Annotated in this window: 17 protein-coding genes; 13 read left to right on the forward strand and 4 right to left on the reverse strand. The window is 42.4% G+C overall.

Annotated elements, in window-relative coordinates; all coding sequences use genetic code 11:
- Positions 1-51: 51 nt before the first annotated feature.
- Entirely contained in the window at positions 52-720 is a 669-nt protein-coding gene (locus ACT3TU_RS06320; protein ID WP_192523569.1) for a DUF924 family protein, read from the reverse strand.
- A 90-nt stretch (positions 721-810) separates the two neighbouring features.
- Here ACT3TU_RS06320 and nspC point away from each other — a divergent pair, with 90 nt between their 5' ends.
- From nspC to betT, 5 genes are all read left to right on the forward strand, one after another.
- On the forward strand, positions 811-2025 hold the full coding sequence (gene nspC / locus ACT3TU_RS06325) for a carboxynorspermidine decarboxylase (RefSeq protein ID WP_192523568.1): 1215 nt from the start codon (positions 811-813) through the stop codon (positions 2023-2025).
- Between the two features lie 257 nt (positions 2026-2282).
- Positions 2283-3566: a saccharopine dehydrogenase family protein gene (locus ACT3TU_RS06330; protein ID WP_192523577.1), complete on the forward strand. Its 1284-nt coding sequence runs from the start codon at positions 2283-2285 to the stop codon at positions 3564-3566.
- Positions 3567-3677: 111 nt separating this feature from the next.
- Positions 3678-4307 carry a hypothetical protein gene (locus ACT3TU_RS06335; protein WP_192523567.1) on the forward strand — a complete coding sequence of 210 codons (630 nt, stop codon included), beginning with the start codon at positions 3678-3680 and terminating at the stop codon, positions 4305-4307.
- Positions 4308-4343: 36 nt separating this feature from the next.
- On the forward strand, positions 4344-5138 hold the full coding sequence (locus tag ACT3TU_RS06340; RefSeq protein ID WP_192523566.1) for a hypothetical protein: 795 nt from the start codon (positions 4344-4346) through the stop codon (positions 5136-5138).
- Between the two features lie 309 nt (positions 5139-5447).
- Entirely contained in the window at positions 5448-7709 is a 2262-nt protein-coding gene (gene betT, locus ACT3TU_RS06345) for a choline BCCT transporter BetT (RefSeq protein ID WP_444784180.1), read from the forward strand.
- 395 nt (positions 7710-8104) lie between these two features.
- Here betT and ACT3TU_RS06350 read toward each other — a convergent pair whose 3' ends face one another.
- The gene (locus ACT3TU_RS06350; protein ID WP_192523564.1) at positions 8105-8566 is read right to left on the reverse strand and encodes a DMT family transporter; all 462 of its coding nucleotides are present in this window, start codon (positions 8564-8566) and stop codon (positions 8105-8107) included.
- Positions 8567-8609: 43 nt separating this feature from the next.
- On the reverse strand, positions 8610-9053 hold the full coding sequence (locus tag ACT3TU_RS06355; RefSeq protein ID WP_192523563.1) for a DMT family transporter: 444 nt from the start codon (positions 9051-9053) through the stop codon (positions 8610-8612).
- Positions 9054-9176: 123 nt separating this feature from the next.
- Between ACT3TU_RS06355 and ACT3TU_RS06360 the strand changes: the two genes are divergently transcribed.
- The 3 genes from ACT3TU_RS06360 (at position 9177) to ACT3TU_RS06370 (ending at position 10902) form a co-directional block, all read left to right on the forward strand.
- On the forward strand, positions 9177-9638 hold the full coding sequence (locus ACT3TU_RS06360) for a methyltransferase family protein (RefSeq protein WP_192523562.1): 462 nt from the start codon (positions 9177-9179) through the stop codon (positions 9636-9638).
- A gap of 109 nt (positions 9639-9747) precedes the next feature.
- Positions 9748-10563 carry a PhzF family phenazine biosynthesis protein gene (locus tag ACT3TU_RS06365; RefSeq protein WP_192523561.1) on the forward strand — a complete coding sequence of 272 codons (816 nt, stop codon included), beginning with the start codon at positions 9748-9750 and terminating at the stop codon, positions 10561-10563.
- A 6-nt stretch (positions 10564-10569) separates the two neighbouring features.
- On the forward strand, positions 10570-10902 hold the full coding sequence (locus ACT3TU_RS06370; protein ID WP_192523560.1) for a YnfA family protein: 333 nt from the start codon (positions 10570-10572) through the stop codon (positions 10900-10902).
- A 103-nt stretch (positions 10903-11005) separates the two neighbouring features.
- Here the strand turns inward: ACT3TU_RS06370 and ACT3TU_RS06375 are convergent, their stop codons facing one another.
- Positions 11006-11128, reverse strand: a complete 123-nt coding sequence (locus ACT3TU_RS06375; RefSeq protein WP_263972259.1) for a hypothetical protein — start codon at positions 11126-11128, stop codon at positions 11006-11008.
- Positions 11129-11545: 417 nt separating this feature from the next.
- Between ACT3TU_RS06375 and ACT3TU_RS06380 the strand changes: the two genes are divergently transcribed.
- From ACT3TU_RS06380 to hfq, 5 genes are all read left to right on the forward strand, one after another.
- Positions 11546-12151: a 6-pyruvoyl trahydropterin synthase family protein gene (locus ACT3TU_RS06380; RefSeq protein ID WP_192523559.1), complete on the forward strand. Its 606-nt coding sequence runs from the start codon at positions 11546-11548 to the stop codon at positions 12149-12151.
- Positions 12151-12687, forward strand: a complete 537-nt coding sequence (tsaE, locus tag ACT3TU_RS06385; RefSeq protein WP_192523558.1) for a tRNA (adenosine(37)-N6)-threonylcarbamoyltransferase complex ATPase subunit type 1 TsaE — start codon at positions 12151-12153, stop codon at positions 12685-12687. The genes ACT3TU_RS06380 and tsaE overlap by 1 nt, the downstream gene beginning before the upstream one ends.
- A gap of 48 nt (positions 12688-12735) precedes the next feature.
- Positions 12736-14487, forward strand: a complete 1752-nt coding sequence (mutL, locus tag ACT3TU_RS06390) for a DNA mismatch repair endonuclease MutL (protein ID WP_192523557.1) — start codon at positions 12736-12738, stop codon at positions 14485-14487.
- A gap of 115 nt (positions 14488-14602) precedes the next feature.
- Positions 14603-15802, forward strand: a complete 1200-nt coding sequence (gene miaA, locus ACT3TU_RS06395) for a tRNA (adenosine(37)-N6)-dimethylallyltransferase MiaA (protein ID WP_192523556.1) — start codon at positions 14603-14605, stop codon at positions 15800-15802.
- Positions 15803-16195: 393 nt separating this feature from the next.
- A complete protein-coding gene (gene hfq / locus ACT3TU_RS06400; protein WP_192523555.1) occupies positions 16196-16735 on the forward strand; it encodes an RNA chaperone Hfq in 540 nt (179 codons plus the stop codon).
- The last annotated feature ends 94 nt before the right edge of the window (positions 16736-16829 follow it).

Here is a 16829-nt window from a genome sequence, read left to right on the forward strand (position 1 = left end):
TTAAATTTAATGATTTACTAAATAAAAAGTGTCTAGTATGGTTAACAGCGTTTAAAACGACGAGTTTGGCTGCTGCAAAAACGCTTCTTCTTCAACTGTTGACTCGCGATCTAACGCAGCATTACGATGTGGGTAGCGTCCGAATTGTTCGATAATGTCTTTATGACGATGTTCAAAATCTAAAGTATTCGCATCATTTAGTTGCTCAAATAGCGGTAGGTAGCGCTGATGAATCATCGCTGATTCGGAATGCATGAATGGCATAATGATAAACTTACGCCAGTCCATCGGCAGCGTATCAAAATACGGTTGATCAATAGCCTCTTGTGCCAATACCAATGCCATACCGTCTTGCGCAAAAGCACAGGCTTGCTCACGGCATAGATTACGCGAGAATTGATCCAAAACGATGATTTCTGACAATCGTCCAGCCAGTACCGTGACTGAGCTATTGTTATCCGTTGTTACTTCTGTCATTCGCCACGTGACACACTCACCTCGCTTGGCTGCTTGCCATGTTTTGCCAAATTTATCCTTTATTTTTTGATCAAATTCATCATTCTGGATAAACCAATATTGCTCATTGTCTTTATCAAACCAAAAGTCTAACACCGCACGTGCATCAGGATCGAGATGAATCAAATCAATATTATTATTTGGGTCCAGTTGAGACAGATTGGCTTGGCTACTAGAGGTGGAATAGTCGGTTGATAATGACATAGGATATTCTAATTATAATAAATTTAGTCTACTATAGCGCAAATATTTATCTCTGTCATGATGCCAATGTTCAGCTACTAGGTGATTCTTATGAATACAAAAACCTCCGTACAAACCACCCATGTAAAACTGCCATCAACGCCTTATTATTTACTAGATGAGACGGCGATTGTGGCCAATATGCAGATTATCGCTCGACTGTGTGAGTTATCAGGTGCTAGGGCATTGCTGGCGCTAAAATGCTTTGCCACGTGGGGTGTGTTTGATGTTATGCAGCCTTATCTGCATGGCACGACCTCATCTTCATTAAATGAAGTGCGTTTGGGCTATGAGACTTTTGGTAAAGGCAAAAATAGCGATAATAAAAAAGAAACTCATGCTTATAGCGTGGCGTATAGTAGCGATGAAATCCCTGAAGTGCTCAGTTATGCGGATAAGATTATCTTTAATTCTATTTCGCAATTAAATGCTTTTAAAGACCAAGCTAAAGCGCAAAACATACCAGTAGGGCTACGCTTAAACCCTAAAACCAGCAACTCGTCGTTTATTATCGCTGATCCTGCCCGTCCTTTTAGCCGTCTTGGTGAGCATGATAAAGACAAAATTGCAGCAGTGCTCGCTGATATTACTGGGGTGATGATTCATAACAATTGTGAAAATGATAGTTTTGAAGCATTTAGTGAGAGCTTGGCTGATATTGAAGATAGGTTTGGCGATGTTTTAGTACAGCTTGACTGGGTCAGCTTGGGCGGTGGTATCCATTTTATCGCCCCTGATTATCCATTAGAAAAGCTTGCTGACAGATTAAAGGATTTCAGCGAAAAGTACGGTGTACAAGTTTATCTTGAGCCGGGTGAGGCGAGTATCCATGGTGCTGGCACGTTGGTAACGACTGTATTAGATACCATGCATAACGAAAAAAACCTCGCTGTCGTCGATGCTTCTATCGAAGCGCACATGCTCGATTTGCTGATTTATCGCGAATCTGCGCCCATTACTGCTATTAATGAAGAATTGATTAATATCTTACCTATGAATATTGATGAAACAACCGATATGTCAGGCAACAGCATTATTTACGGTCGTTCTTGTTTGGCGGGTGATATCTTTGGTGAATATGCTTTGCCAAATAAATTGAAAGTAGGCGATAAGATTGCGTTTGGCAATGCCGCTGGTTATACCATGGTAAAGAAAAATTGGTTTAATGGCGTCAATATGCCAGCGATTGTCATTCGTCGTCTGGATGGCAGTATCGATATTCAACGCGAGTTTGATTATCAGGATTATAAGGCAAGCTTGTCTTAATTTTGGTCTTAATATTAATACGATAATTTTTGATAAATAAAGTTGGATTTCTCTTTATCATTAATTTTTGCCGAAAAGGTAGCAAAAATTGTTATAATTGCCACGGGCAAAAGCCAATAATCAAATGGTGCTTTGCCCGACGGGTGCGTGGGTTTTCCTCGGTCTTCCTTTTTAATTCACGTACATCATTCACTCGTTTCTGTTTTGACTCGCCATTATCGATGGTATCGACAGGGACACAAAGGAGGATTGTGGCATTGACTACACAACAAACCAAATCAGATAAAAATCCAACTAAAAAAGACGTATTGATCATTGGTGCAGGCGGCGTGGCTCAAGTAGTCGCGCATAAATGTGCAATGCATAATGACGTCCTTGGCGAGATTCATATTGCCTCACGTACGCAAGATAAATGCGATGCTATCGCTCAGAGTGTCGTAGAAAAAGGCAGCTTTAAGCAGCCTGCTACTTTGCATACCCATCAAATCGATGCCCTCGATATTCCAGCACTCATCGCACTCATAAAAGAAACTGGTATCCAAATCATCATTAATGTTGGTTCACCTTTCCTTAATATGAGTGTGTTAGAAGCTTGTATCGAGACTGGCGTCGCTTATATTGATACCGCCATTCATGAAGACCCACGCAAGATTTGTGAGACACCGCCATGGTATGACAACTATGAGTGGAAGCGCAAACAGCGCTGCGCCGACAATAATATCACTGCTATTTTAGGCGCAGGATTTGACCCCGGTATGGTTAACGCTTATGCGCGTCTTGGCTATGACATGATGGATAAAGGCTCAGTGACGGATATTGATATTATTGATATCAATGCTGGCAGCCATGGTAAGTACTTCGCGACCAACTTTGATCCTGAGATTAATTTCCGTGAATTCACGGGGACTGTTTATTCTTGGCAAGACAGCAAGTGGCAGTCGAATAAGATGTTTGAAGTCAAGCGTACCGATGACTTGCCTGTCGTTGGTGTGCAAAACAGCTATTTGAGCGGTCACGATGAAATTCATTCGTTATCGGCAAACCTAGACGTACCTAATATCCGTTTTTGGATGGGCTTTGGTGAGCATTATATTAACGTCTTTACCGTATTACAGAGCTTAGGGTTATTATCTGAGCAGCCTGTGATGACTGCCGAAGGACAAGAAGTCATTCCGCTAAAAGTCGTCAAGGCAGTGCTACCAGATCCAAGCTCGCTTGCACCAAATTATACTGGCAATACGTGCATCGGTGATAAGGTTAAAGGTAAAATCAACGGTGTCGATACCGAGGTGTTTATCTATAATATCTCCGACCATAAAGAAGCTTATGAAGCCATGGGTAGCCAAGGTATCTCTTATACCGCTGGCGTGCCACCCGTTGCGGCGGCGATGCTAGTCGCTACGGGTGAGTGGGATACAGGCACAATGGTCAACGTCGAAGAGCTGGATGCCAAACCACTTATCAATCTGTTGAATAAGATTGGTTTGCCAACGCGTATCAAAGATGCAGACGGTGATAGAGCGCTTGAGTTTACTATTTAAACGCAATCACCAGTCTTTTTTGAATCGGTGGTTGCAATAACAAACACCATATTAAGCGCGTGCTTGGTATGGTGTTTTTTTAGCCTTAAAAAATAAATAGAAGGAATATTAATGCCTCTTTCCAAGTACAACGTTGGCGACTTGATGGTTGAACCTAGCAATCTCAAAGTCTTGATGGTTTTGGAATCGCCGCATATCAATGAATACATTCATGGACATCCAGCTGCAGGCGAGTCGGCACTTGAGCTGACCCAATTGTTAAAGTCTCAAGGTTATGTGCATGATTTTGATACCCAATTGCCAGTTGGCTGTAATATAAAAGCGCTACACTATCAGCCGCTTGGCATCCTTAACTGTTCGCATTTACCGATGAATCCCGCCTTTTATCCGTGTGATCTTGACGATGAGGCGCAAGCACAGGTTAATAATATTGTCGGTATTAAACAACATCTAGCACAAGACATCAAAAATGCCGAGCAGTATGCACCAACCCTTCTTGCGCAAACTGATATTTTTAAAGACTTTGCGCGCAGACTCACCCTCGTACTAAAAAAATCGCCAGATATTATCATCGTACCTTGTGGGTATACTGCCAAAGGATTTGTCGATACTTTTACGACCACTTATCCTAAGCCGCTCAATATTTTATACGGCTTGCCGCATCCCACTGAACCAGAGTGGGATGAGAAAATAGCCACCATTGATTTGACCGACTATATTACGCCTGAGATATTGCCTTAGTCGTCATGACAGCTTATATACGAGAAAACCATATCCATGAGTACTGATGAGAAACAACCAGCGGACACCCCAAAGGTTACTGTAGACTCTGTTAGAGAATGGTTGATTCAAACCACGCGGCTTTTTGCCAAATTCTCTATCATACTTCTTATTATTGGTAGTGCCTTGGTATTAAGTTTCGCGCTGGATTTGCCGCTTTATGTGTCTTATAGTCTTGTCCTGTTAATCGCTGCCGTTTTATTTATCATGCTCATTATGGTATCGATTAAAAATATCGTTTATCTCTATTTAAAGACCAGCATCTGGGGTCAAATCGTTCTTTATTTACTAATCGCCTTAATCAGTGCCCGCGCTTATCTTTGGGCCATTGGAGAGGTTAATCGCATATTTTTGGTTGATCCCAGTAATTTGGCGCTGACTACTAGTGTGTTGACAGGCATTATATTTTTTAAATACGCCATCATGGCATTACTCGGCAGCTATCTTATAGCTATCGGCTTATACTTTTATATCAGGTACGCCAATAAAACCGCAATAAATAAAACGGCGATAAATAACCGTCAGCCTTTGGGTAAGAAAATGTTCTCAGGCAGCGCTTTTGTGATTGTCGTGAGTATGAATCTCATTGCTGCGGGCAACATCTCAAAGTATAGCGACGTGATGATTCAAGTTTTTGCCATCAATATTGATTTTTATAGTCACTACACGTGTACTGGTGACGACTTCGACAATAGCGATGGGGTTTTATTTTTATCTGCGAGCGATATATTGGTGGCAAAAGAAACTGCGCCCCTGACATTTGAGTTTAAAAAGGTAAAGTGTGAGCCGTAATTTTTAGATTTACTTTTTTAATCCAAGCTATCGGAGTTAACGATTCAGTCATCAGCCCTTAATTTTAGCTCTGAACTTATTCATAAAAGCTGCCAAAAGTTAAAATTCAGCACAAATTTCAAGTATTAAAAATTATCTCACCCATTTATGTACAGAGCATTCACTGACGCTACTAAACTATTAAGTAATTGATACTGTATCACTACTATCAATTGGCTTAGGGTAGACATAATCTACTTTTCAAAACTATAACAGCATCTAGAAGCATATTTGCTTACTGGGTGTCAGTTGCATGCAAGGAATGCGCCTATGACCATAGATCCATCAGATGATAAGTTAGCCAAAAACTCTCAGCCAAACGAGCAAATCGAACGTACCCAAACGCCATTTGAGCGCAGTCAGTTTGGCGGCTCAGAGCGCCAGTCTAAGACTTATCTTGAAGACGATGCGCCTATATCGCGCAGTGATTTAAAAAAAGGCGCACAAGAGCTATCAGAAAATGCCGTCACCCATGTCAATTGGAGCGTGCTGATTATCTCATCGATTGTGATTGCCGCCTTTTCAATCTGGGCAATTATTATGCCCGATGGCGCAAGTACGACAATGAAAGCGGTGGTTGATTGGATTGCCACCAACCTTGGCTGGTACTACGTCATTACTATGGTGATGGTGATTGGCTTTGTGCTTTGGGTAGCACTGTCTAAAGCGGGCAGTATTCGCCTTGGGCCTGATGAGTCGCGCCCGCAATATAAGCTTGGCACTTGGGCGGCGATGCTCTTTGCGGCTGGCGTCGGCATTGACTTGTTATTCTTCTCAGTGACTGGTCCTGTGGTGCAGTATTTGACCCCACCATCAGGGGATGGCGCAACCGCTGAGGCAATGCAAAACGCGGTGGTTTGGACGATGTTTCATTACGGCATCGCTGGCTGGGCCGTATACTCTTTACTTGGTATGGCGATGGGGTATTTTGCTTACCGCTGGGACATGCCGTTGTCTATTCGGGCAGCGCTGTATCCTTTATTTGGTAAGCGCGTCAATGGGCCTATCGGTCATGGCATTAGTATCTTAGCGTTAGTAGGGACGGTATTTGGTGTCGCGACCACCATGGGTATCGGCGTGGTATTGCTAAACGTGGGTTTTTCTAAGATTTTTGGGTTAGAGGAAGGGCTCACGCTACAGATAGCGCTGGTAATCGGTGCAGTCATCTTAACGATTGCGGCCACTAGCTCAGGCGTTGACCGTGGTATTCGCTGGATATCTGAGTTGAACCTTTGGAGTGCGGTGGCGATGATGGCGTTTATTCTCATCGCAGGCGAGACCGCATTTTTATTAAATGCACTGGTGGAAAACTTAGGTCAATTCTTCGTTACTTTACCTGCGCGTATTTTTAAAACCTTTGCGTATGTGCCTGGTAGTAGCGAATGGATGGGCGGCTGGACATTATTCTTCTGGGCATTTTGGCTGGCGTGGGGGCCCTTTGTCGGGGTGTTTTTGGCGCGTATTTCGCGTGGCCGTACACTACGCGAGTTCGTTATCGCGGCGATTACTGTACCGGTATTATGTGACTTTATTATCGTTTCTTTCTTTGGCAACTCAGCACTCTATCAAGTATTGCAAGGTAATACCGCCTTTGCTGAGCTTGCAATTCAAAGCCCAGAGCAAGGTTGGTATGCTTTGCTTGAGATGTTCCCTGGCGCGTCTATCTTAGTCATATTAGCGACGTTTTCGGGATTGCTATTTTATATTACCAGCGCCAACTCAGGGGCAATGGTCATGTCAAATTTCTCTGCCTCTATTCCAGACCCAAGCGAAGATGGTCCCAAATGGCTGCGTATATTTTGGGCAGTACTGACGGCGGTGTTGACCATATCCATGCTGATAGCGGGCGGAGTCATCACCATGGAGTATGCGACGCTTATTTTTGCACTGCCGGTGACGGTGATCGTTTATCTGGTGATGTTCTCTTTTTATAAAGCCTTAAAAATAGAGCAGGCCGAACGCGAAGGTACGGTGTTACGTCGTCCGTCTATCGCGCCCAGTGGCGGGCATATACCCGAACGCTCATGGACGCAGCGTTTAGGACAAATGCTGACCTATCCCTCTAAGCGCGAGTCTATCAAATTCCTTGAGCGAATCGTACGACCAGCACTCGATGATGTGGCCAATGAGTTCCATCGCCAAGGCTATGATGTCGAGCGACTCAATGCCGACCATGAAAGCAATGCGGCTGATGCGACTAACTTTGTTGGCAATACTAACATCATCGCTGCATCGGGGCCGTTGCTACGAGTTTCGACGGCTGCTATGGATGATTTTTATTATCAGGTGTCTATGGTCGAAACGCCGTCGCCGACCTTTAGCGGTAAGATGGCCGCTGATACGGATGTATATTATCGACTAGAAGTAACGACACAAACGGGTTCGGGTGGTTATGATTTGATGGGGCTGACTAAGCAGCAAGTGATTGATGATGTGCTTGAGCAATATCAAGTGTATTTGACTTTTTTGACGGCTCCTATGGAGGTCGATGAAGGGTTAGAGCAAGCAATGCCGATAATAGTTAAAGAGTGATAAAGTTAGGTAGATGATAGGTAGGTTAATTGCAATACTCGCCATTAAGATAGGATAATTAATACTATGTTAATAAGCTGAGTTGCGGTGGAATTTGTGTATATTTTTAAGCTTTGTTCCAATACTAGTAAAAGTAAGCCCAACCGCGTGGCAGCGCGGTATATAAATGCGAATCTTCAATGATTCAACCGGTTGAGTCGTTTGAATGGATTAACACCATGAAAATCTCAACTAACATAGAGATAAAAGTAAACGTAGCAGCAATAATTACTGCCATTAGTGGACTTGTACTTACGGTTGCTATGATTTATTTCAATCTTTGAAAAGCCCTATGCTGTCAGCGGCAGTTGGCATTATAGGCATTAATTCTATGTCGTTTTTATTGATTTCTCTCACTAACTCATAATCCGCCCACGCACATTACTCAAATAAATCAAATACAGCGCGCCAGCGAGTAGGGCGATAGCTGCTACGCGTTTATAATCTAATACTATCTGCGAATTACCAAACCAACCAAAGTGGTCAACCAAAAGTCCCATAATGATTTGCCCAGCGATGACGGCCACAATGGTTGCCGCCGTACCGATTCGTGGCACGCCAATTACGATAGCCACCATCGAAAACGTACCGAATAACGCGCCTGATAATTGCCATGGCGGTACACTAAGCATCGTTTCTGCCTGTGGTTGCTCAAAGAAGATCACTAAAAACCATAAAATAATCGCCGCGACCACGTTGGCAAGCCATGCTGTTGTGACCACATCGGTACGGACGCTAAGCGACCCATTGATGGAGGATTGCGCGGCAATTGCCATGCCGCCCAGCAATAACAAAGGGAAGGCAAGAGTTAATAGCATGGTATTTTCCTTAATATCGTCATCTTTTGAACCGTCCTCGTTATCAATAAATCAGCCAAAGTGCCACTAAAATTAATCCCAATGCCCCAAGACGATAGCGGTCGATGGCGCGGCGAGCGCTTCCTAGTAACCCGAAATGATCAATCACTAAACTGGCGCTGATTTGACCGCATAAAATACCGACCATCGTCGTTCCAACACCGACCAAAGGCGTAGTGATAGTAAGGATAATGGTATAAATAAAGCCGACAAGACCACCGGTTAGTAACCATTTTGGTTGTTTGGGTAGCGAGGATAAATAATTGCGCCGACCCATTATCATTAGTATGGCCATCGCCAAACTAAAAACCAGCACGCCGATTAAAAATATGGATAAAGACGCTGATAGCTGTCCGATAGTTTCCCCTAAAGGACCTAAAAAAGCTGCTTCCACAGCCAATGCCATCCCGCCTGATACTACGAATAACAACATCAAAATTTGCTTCATAGCCTGCCTTTTAATATTTTTTCTGACTTATATGAAATAAAAGCCCATATTGTATGGCTATAGGTTAACGGATACAATGAATGACGCCAAAACGATGTATCTATATACCCATACGGTGACCTTATGAATTCTCTAGAGCTAAAAATACCACCACCAGCACAATTCGTTATTACTGCTGCTGCGATGTTTGGTGTCTCTAAAATTGTGCCTGCTTTGAAGTTCACGCTCACTGGCTCAACTGGATTAGCCGTTGGTTTGGGAGTCATAGGATTAAGTAGTGGGATTATGGGTGTGACTCAATTTAGAAAAGCCCAAACTACTCCCAGTCCAAAAGAAATTGACAAGGCAACTAGCTTAGTGACTAGTGGTATTTACCAATATACTCGTAACCCCATGTATCTAGGGTTGACGCTTATTTTGTTAGGTTGGGCGCTATATTTATCTCATTTTTTGGCATTTATTTTAATACCAATCTTTATGGTTTATATGACCCGCTTTCAGATTCAACCAGAAGAACGGATGATGACGCAGAAATTTAGCGATAAATATCGAGCATATGTATCAAGAGTTAGACGTTGGTTATAAAGCTGCACAACACACTATCTATAGGCAGTTCTAAATAAAAGCGATAGGTTGGCAGCACTCGTATCAGTCTTAAAGTGAATCAACTACATCAATAAAAAAAGAGAAAGTTATGCAACTAGAAATCAATGTCATCGATGCTTTTACTGATACGGTTTTTAAAGGCAATTCTGCAGCCGTTATTATCACCGATAGCTGGCTTGATGCAACGTTAATGCAGTCTATTGCTTTTGAGAATAACTTATCTGAAACAGCCTTTATCGTAGCTGATGATAAAGGGATATATCACATACGCTGGTTTTCACCGCTGACAGAGATTGATTTTTGTGGACACGCAACCTTGGCATCGGCGTTTGTGCTATTTAAGAAAAATCCGACTGTAAACTGTATTAGATTTTCAGCCAAAGCGGTGGGTATTTTGACTATCGTCCAAACAGATACAGGCAAAATACAAATGGACTTCCCAAATAGGATGCCTGAAAAAGTGGACGATATTCCTGATAGTTTATTAGCAGGTCTTTCCATTGCTGCGCCTGTTGAGGTTTACCGTAATGCTCAAGCATATTTTGTGGTTTATGATTCGGAGTCTGATGTATTGACGGTTGAGCGTGATAACGAACAGCTTAAAAAGCTTGCGCCTTTAGATGTGGTGGTGACTTGTCAGACTAAATCTGTCGACTATAAAAACTATGATTTTATTTCACGCTATTTTTGGCCAGCCAATGGTGGTGACGAGGATCCAGTCACGGGCTCAGCGCATACAGGACTTGCGCCATTATGGGCAGAGCGTTTAGATAAAAGTAAATTGCTTGCTTATCAAGCCTCAAAACGCGGCGGGGTGTTGGATTGTGTGGTTAAATCAGATAGAGTGCTTATTTCTGGTAACGCAGTGCAGTATTTGACGGGATTTATCACGATCGAGGAGTAGTGGGTTTTGACTGAATTAAAAACAGTGGGGCTTTTTGCGGTCACAGCGTTGGCTGAAATTGCAGGCTGTTATTTGCCGTATCTGTGGTTACGAGAAGGTAAGTCTATTTGGCTACTTATCCCTGGGGCGTTAAGTTTGGTCGCTTTTGTCTGGTTATTATCCTTACATCCAACCGCTGCCGGTCGAGTCTACGCAGCTTATGGCGGTGTTTATATCACCATGGCTATTTTATGGTTATGGACGGTAAATGGTACACGCCCAACCACTTGGGATATATTGGGTTCTGTCGTTGCGCTGCTAGGTATGGCGATTATCATGTTTGCACCGCGCAGTGCCTAGTATAAAAACAGCGCCTAGCATAGAAAATGCCAATCAAACCATGAGGTTCGATTGGCATTTTTCAATTAGCGTAGCGTCAATCAGAATACCGATGCACTTAATATTAATGTTTGCCTAAGATACTGCCATTGTCATCTTTCTTGGCTTGTTTAGCCGCTTTTTTCTCTTTTGCCGTTAATAGCGGTTTCTTTTTTACGTTCTTTTTACTGTCTTGACTTTTGCTCATGGTTTTTTCCTCTTGAGATAAGCCGTAATGCCTTTAGAGCCAAAATAAATAGACTTAAAGGTTAGGATAGAGCTTATGTCGCAAATGGTGCGTACTGCAACGAGTATAGGCTCAAGACCTAGTAATAGATAGCGCCCGCACAATTCACCTACGTTTAGTATCAATATTGTTTTTAAGTGCTTCCATTTTTAAGTAATCTCACTTTTAGCTAAGCGTGTTTTTAGTTTAGACTACTTTTAAAAGCTCTTTTGTAAATCGGTCTGATTGATTCGCTTAATCAATCACGGTATTAATAAGTGCTTACTTACGGATACATGGCGATTTGCTATAATGAGCGACAAGCCGATAAGTAGCCGCGGCAAACTTTTATTATATTAATATTTAGTACAGTAATGCTTACTGTTTTGGTTGATTATTATGCGTATCCGTAAACTTTTTAAATTTGAAAATGCGCATATTGTGCGTAATTGTAGCTCTGAGCGCTGCAAGCATTCTATCCATGGTCACAGTTATCAGATTGAGCTGATTCTTGAAGCCAAACGCTTAGATCATGGGCAGATGGTCTATGACTTTGGTTTATTAAAATCTTCGATTAAAGATATTATCGATAGCTTCGATCATGCGATTTGTTTTTGGAGTAAAGACGATCCTGAGTATATTGCTGCCTGCAAAAAATTCAGTGCGCGCTGGATAAGTTTACCAGTCTCGCCATCGGCAGAGCAGTTCTCGAGAGTCATTTTCTTTTGGGCGCAAGAAATTTTAAAACAAACCCAAATGCAAAATGGCGAATCTGATGTCAGTGTCTACTCGGTGATTGCACACGAAACTGCCACTGGTTATGCTCAATGCTTTGCTGATGATGTGGCCAATGAGCAAATGGGTAAGTTGGTTTTAGAAGAGTTTGAATTTAGCGAACAAGTCAGTGCGGAATGGCATGATCCTGAGCTATATGCAAAACTGATTCGTGGTGAGAGCTTTGTTAATCCAACTGTCACTATGCAAGTGCCGGCAGGTACAGCCTGATGTCGAAAGCTAATGAAAATTCTGCTGATGATAAAAGCTCAATCGTTATCACCCTTTATTCTGAAAAAGATACGCAAGTATTGGCTGCGCAATTGGCGGCTTTACCGCTGACAGGTAGTGTGTGGTTGGCAGGAGATCTAGGAGCAGGTAAAACGACTTTGACTCGTTACTGGTTACAAGCGCTGGGTCATAAAGGGGCAGTGAAAAGCCCAACTTATACCTTGGTAGAGCCTTATAATATCAAGCAAGATGACGGCACAACCAAGCCAGTCTATCATGCTGATTTATATCGTTTGCAAGATCCAGAAGAGTTATCCTTTATCGGTTTTGATGAATATCTAGATGAGCCAAATGCGCTGGTTATTATCGAATGGGCGAGTCGTGCGGACAGCTATTTACCGCCGCCGACATTGTTTATTGATATGACTCAAAGTGACAGCGCAAATAGTAATGAAAAAGAGCGCCGCCAAGTTGAGCTAAGGCTATCGAAAGCAGGACAGGCGCAAGGATTAGATCTGTCAGCGATAAAAATTTAGCTTTAACCACAGTCAAACCTCTTATTGCTTAAAATATGATATCTATTAATGCCTGACAATGATTCCAACACTCGTATCAAAAAACTATCGCCACTGCTAATCAACCAATTAGCAGCCGGTGAGGTAGTCACGCGTCCAGCCGCTGTGGTTAAAGAGCTGCTAGAGAATGCTATTGATGCCAATGCCACCAATATTGAGATACATATTACCCAAGGTGGTATGAGCATGATTGAAGTGATAGACAATGGTGTGGGTATTCATGCCGATGATATGGTGATGGCAATTACCCGACATGCCACTAGTAAAGTCGCTGATGTGGCGAACTTACATGGCATTACGACGTTGGGTTTTCGCGGAGAAGCATTGGCAGCGACGGCTGCGGTGTCACGTTTAACCTTGACCAGCAGTCATGATAATAGTGGTGTTGGTCGTCAGCTGCAGGTCGCTGGTGTGTTGGATGACGTGCCAAAGCTCATACCTGTCGTGCATCAACGCGGTACGACAATTACGGTTAAAGACTTATATTTTAATGTGCCAGCGCGGCGCGGTAATTTGAAATCTATAGCAACTGAATTTGGTCATATTGAGACGATAGTACGTGAAGTGGCTTTAGCGCGCGCTGATGTGGCGCTGACGCTTTTTCATGATAATAAGAAACGTCTGTCATTATCATCAAGATCAGTATCTTCAAGTGCGAGCGGAAATGGCAATGATACGGCCAATCGTCTGCCATTATCGCGCCTTGAGCAAGCAACTGGTATACCGCTAAAAGATAACGCGCTAAAAATAGCCATTGATCTCAGTAGTTTAATGCACCAGTCTAGCAAGTACACTAATCATAGCGTTAACAAGCAAGCAGGGGTTGATGGCTGGTTATGGCCTATAACTGGTTCACAGCATACCGTGCCAAAATTAATCTACGTAAATGGTAGGTTGGTGAAAGAGGCCTTGATTAGCAACCAGCTACGCCAACTTGCACAAGCTGCACAGTTAGCAGGCATTGGTTATGCACTTTATTTTGAGCTGCCTACTGAATGGCTGAATATCAATGTGCATCCGTCCAAACAGCGCATTAAAATCACCTCACTTAACAACATCATGGCGCATTTAAATCATGCGATTCAATCAAAGCTTAAAAACATCGCTGCGACAGAGCAGGCTGCTATCAATGATAAGCAGAGTAAGCAAATAATAGAAAAAAATACCTTAATAAGTAACGAAGTCTTAGATGCTACAGATAATAGGGTGGTTAAGAAAAATTATAAAAATACTGCAATACCTTATCAAAATAAACAAGAAAACAGGCAGGTAAAAGCCCCTAAGCAGTCTTATCAGTTAGCAGAAAGTGCCACAGATGCAGCGCTCAGAAATACCGTAAATAGTTCTGATCAAATATCGATAAGATATGATGCTTTACCGCATTGCTTGGATATTATTACTGACTTAAATAATATAGCAATTGCGCCTTCTTTGATAAAAGGTATTGACTACAAGACGCTGCCTTGGCTGTTATTTTATAGTCAAAAGCAGTATTTTCTTATTGGCGCAGAGGATTGGCAATCCAAAGTAAGTTTGCTATATGAGTCCGATACATTTAAAGAAAGTGTATTTGAAAAGAAAGGTTTATTCAGTAGTACTGCTGATATCAACCAACACCTTGCTACTTTAGGCGCGCAAATGTCTGTGCAAGATTTTCGAGCGTTTACCGTAGACCTCAAAGAATTACTCAGTAAACACGCCCTTAAAACCATAGATAGCAGTCAATTAGTAGCATTGCTACTATCATCTGCACCTGAGTAACAGAATATAAAAAGTCTGATCCCATACAAATAATCCATCAGTTTCTATATAGCCAATTTCTATTCCAACGATTCATACCGTAAATATTAATTCTGTAACTTTTTAAGGCAATCGTATGCGTCTTTCGTCTGATAGCTTGTCTCACCGCTTGGGTGCCAATTTGGCGGATAATAGTGTGGTGTGTTTGATGGCACCAACGGCAAGTGGCAAAACTGCACTGGCCTATGAGCTTTATGATAGCGGGCGCTATGAGCTGATTTCAGTAGATTCAGCTTTGGTATATCGTGAGATGAACATCGGCACAGCGAAACCAACGGCTACTGAGCTGGCACGCTATCCCCATCATTTAGTCGATATCATTGATCCGATGCAAAGCTATAGTGTCGCTGAGTTTGTCAGTGATGTGGCACGCCTGATCGATGATTGCCATAAAAATAGCAAAATACCATTGCTGGTCGGCGGCACCATGATGTATTACATGGCATTGCTTGACGGACTGTCCCCGATTCCTGATAGCGATGATGCTGTCCGTGCGCGTGTCGAGCAGTGGCGCCAAGATGAGGGTATTAGCGCGCTATATGAGTACCTTGGTAAGATAGATCCGATTAGCCATCAGCGCCTTAAGGCCTCTGATACCCAGCGTATTACCCGAGCTATAGAAGTATATCTACAAACAGATATTCCACTCAGTGACTGGCAACAAAAGCCCAAACAAGCACTGGCCCATAATCCAAACCAGCAATGGCATGCATTGTCGGTGATGCCAGATCGTCCATGGCTACATGAGCGTATCGAGCAGCGTCTAGATATCATGTGGGCAGAGGGTTTGGTTTATGAAGTCATCGGTTTGCTTGAGCGTTATCCTTTGACACCCAATTTGCCTTCGATGCGCTGTGTTGGCTATCGGCAAGTATTGGAGTATCTAGTCCATATTAATCACCCTGTATTTGAACAATCGCATTTGGACAAAGCGCAGTTTTATGAGGCTTTTGCTGAAACTAAGGTATCAAACACTGAGAAAGTAAAACAAGGGATAACCGATCAAAATGAGATGACTCAGGCACATTTATCAAAGGTCGATAGTCAGACGGAGGCGCTTGCTTGTCAGCAAATGCAAAATAAGGCATTATATGCGACAAGACAGTTGGCCAAGCGTCAGTACACGTGGTTGCGCAAGGTCATACAACTGCCTAATGCGTCATCAGGGGTGGCACTGGCGTCTGATTTGGGCAGTGCTACGAATGCTTCTGTAGATAATAATGTAACGATAAAAGCCTTTACAACGATGGCGCAGGTAAGAGAATATCTATATTAAAACCGTTGTATGACAGGTGTGTTAAACTTTATAAAGATATGAAAAAGTAATGACAATAAGTTTCAAAGTATTATGGTAATAAATGTTATAATTTATATCTACTCGAATGTTGAGTTTGGTACCGATACAATTGCATTTTCATAGCTATTAATTGAAGTTGTCGATTGGTTTTTTATTTATAAAAATAACTACTGAAACAACCAGTTACTTAATTTTTCACAATAACAATGTATTCGCGATAAAGTAGAATTACTTAAGAAAATTTAGTATTTATTTAGATACGTTTTATAAATAAAAATTATTATTGTATCTGCCTTTAGCCATTATAATTAATGCAACACTTAGAATAATTGGCACTCAAAACATAACTATATAATATTTAGGAGAGATTTCATGTCAAAAGGACAAACTTTACAAGATCCGTTCTTGAACTCGCTGCGCAAAGATCGCATTCCTGTTTCTATCTTTTTGGTTAATGGTATAAAGTTACAAGGTCAGATCGAGTCATTTGACCAGTATGTAGTATTGCTTAAAAATACAGTCAGTCAAATGGTGTACAAACATGCCATCTCAACAGTAGTTCCGGCTCGCAACCCACGGAGTAATACTACGACAGGTACGAGTGCTCAACCTCAAGGTGCAACACCAGCGGGTTATCAGACTGGTGGAATGAGTGGTGGCTTTGAGCGCGGCGGCAACCCTGCTAGTGCTGGTGGGTTTGAAGAGCGTGGCTTTGCGAATCGTAGTGGTTTTAATCGCGGTGGTTTTGGTCAGAGTCAAGAGCGCGGTTTTGAGCGTGGTAGCTTTGGTCAGGGTCAAGAACGCGGCTTTGAGCGCGGTGGCTTTGGTCAAGATCGTGGCTTTGAATCACCAGCAGATGGCACAGGTTTTGAAGGCAAACCAGATGATGACTCTAACGACAATAATGGTTAAATAGTTGATAGTTGATAGTAGAGTGCCTCATTGAAGGTAACTAATTGAGACATGATTTATCCGATTAAGACCTGCTTCTATAGTGGGTTTTTTT

Origin of the sequence: Psychrobacter sp. AOP3-A1-26, from assembly GCF_052378235.1 — a bacterium.
In the GTDB taxonomy this organism is placed as follows: domain Bacteria; phylum Pseudomonadota; class Gammaproteobacteria; order Pseudomonadales; family Moraxellaceae; genus Psychrobacter.

Coding starts and splice junctions, on each gene's coding strand:
- ACT3TU_RS06320 (WP_192523569.1), bottom strand. CDS start 720: ATGTCATTATCAACCGACTATTCCACCTCTAGTAGCCAAGCCAATCTG.
- nspC (WP_192523568.1), top strand. CDS start 811: ATGAATACAAAAACCTCCGTACAAACCACCCATGTAAAACTGCCATCA.
- ACT3TU_RS06335 (WP_192523567.1), top strand. CDS start 3,678: ATGCCTCTTTCCAAGTACAACGTTGGCGACTTGATGGTTGAACCTAGC.
- ACT3TU_RS06340 (WP_192523566.1), top strand. CDS start 4,344: ATGAGTACTGATGAGAAACAACCAGCGGACACCCCAAAGGTTACTGTA.
- betT (WP_444784180.1), top strand. CDS start 5,448: ATGACCATAGATCCATCAGATGATAAGTTAGCCAAAAACTCTCAGCCA.
- ACT3TU_RS06350 (WP_192523564.1), bottom strand. CDS start 8,566: ATGCTATTAACTCTTGCCTTCCCTTTGTTATTGCTGGGCGGCATGGCA.
- ACT3TU_RS06355 (WP_192523563.1), bottom strand. CDS start 9,053: ATGAAGCAAATTTTGATGTTGTTATTCGTAGTATCAGGCGGGATGGCA.
- ACT3TU_RS06360 (WP_192523562.1), top strand. CDS start 9,177: ATGAATTCTCTAGAGCTAAAAATACCACCACCAGCACAATTCGTTATT.
- ACT3TU_RS06365 (WP_192523561.1), top strand. CDS start 9,748: ATGCAACTAGAAATCAATGTCATCGATGCTTTTACTGATACGGTTTTT.
- ACT3TU_RS06375 (WP_263972259.1), bottom strand. CDS start 11,128: ATGAGCAAAAGTCAAGACAGTAAAAAGAACGTAAAAAAGAAACCGCTA.
- ACT3TU_RS06380 (WP_192523559.1), top strand. CDS start 11,546: ATGCGTATCCGTAAACTTTTTAAATTTGAAAATGCGCATATTGTGCGT.
- tsaE (WP_192523558.1), top strand. CDS start 12,151: ATGTCGAAAGCTAATGAAAATTCTGCTGATGATAAAAGCTCAATCGTT.
- mutL (WP_192523557.1), top strand. CDS start 12,736: ATGCCTGACAATGATTCCAACACTCGTATCAAAAAACTATCGCCACTG.
- miaA (WP_192523556.1), top strand. CDS start 14,603: ATGCGTCTTTCGTCTGATAGCTTGTCTCACCGCTTGGGTGCCAATTTG.
- hfq (WP_192523555.1), top strand. CDS start 16,196: ATGTCAAAAGGACAAACTTTACAAGATCCGTTCTTGAACTCGCTGCGC.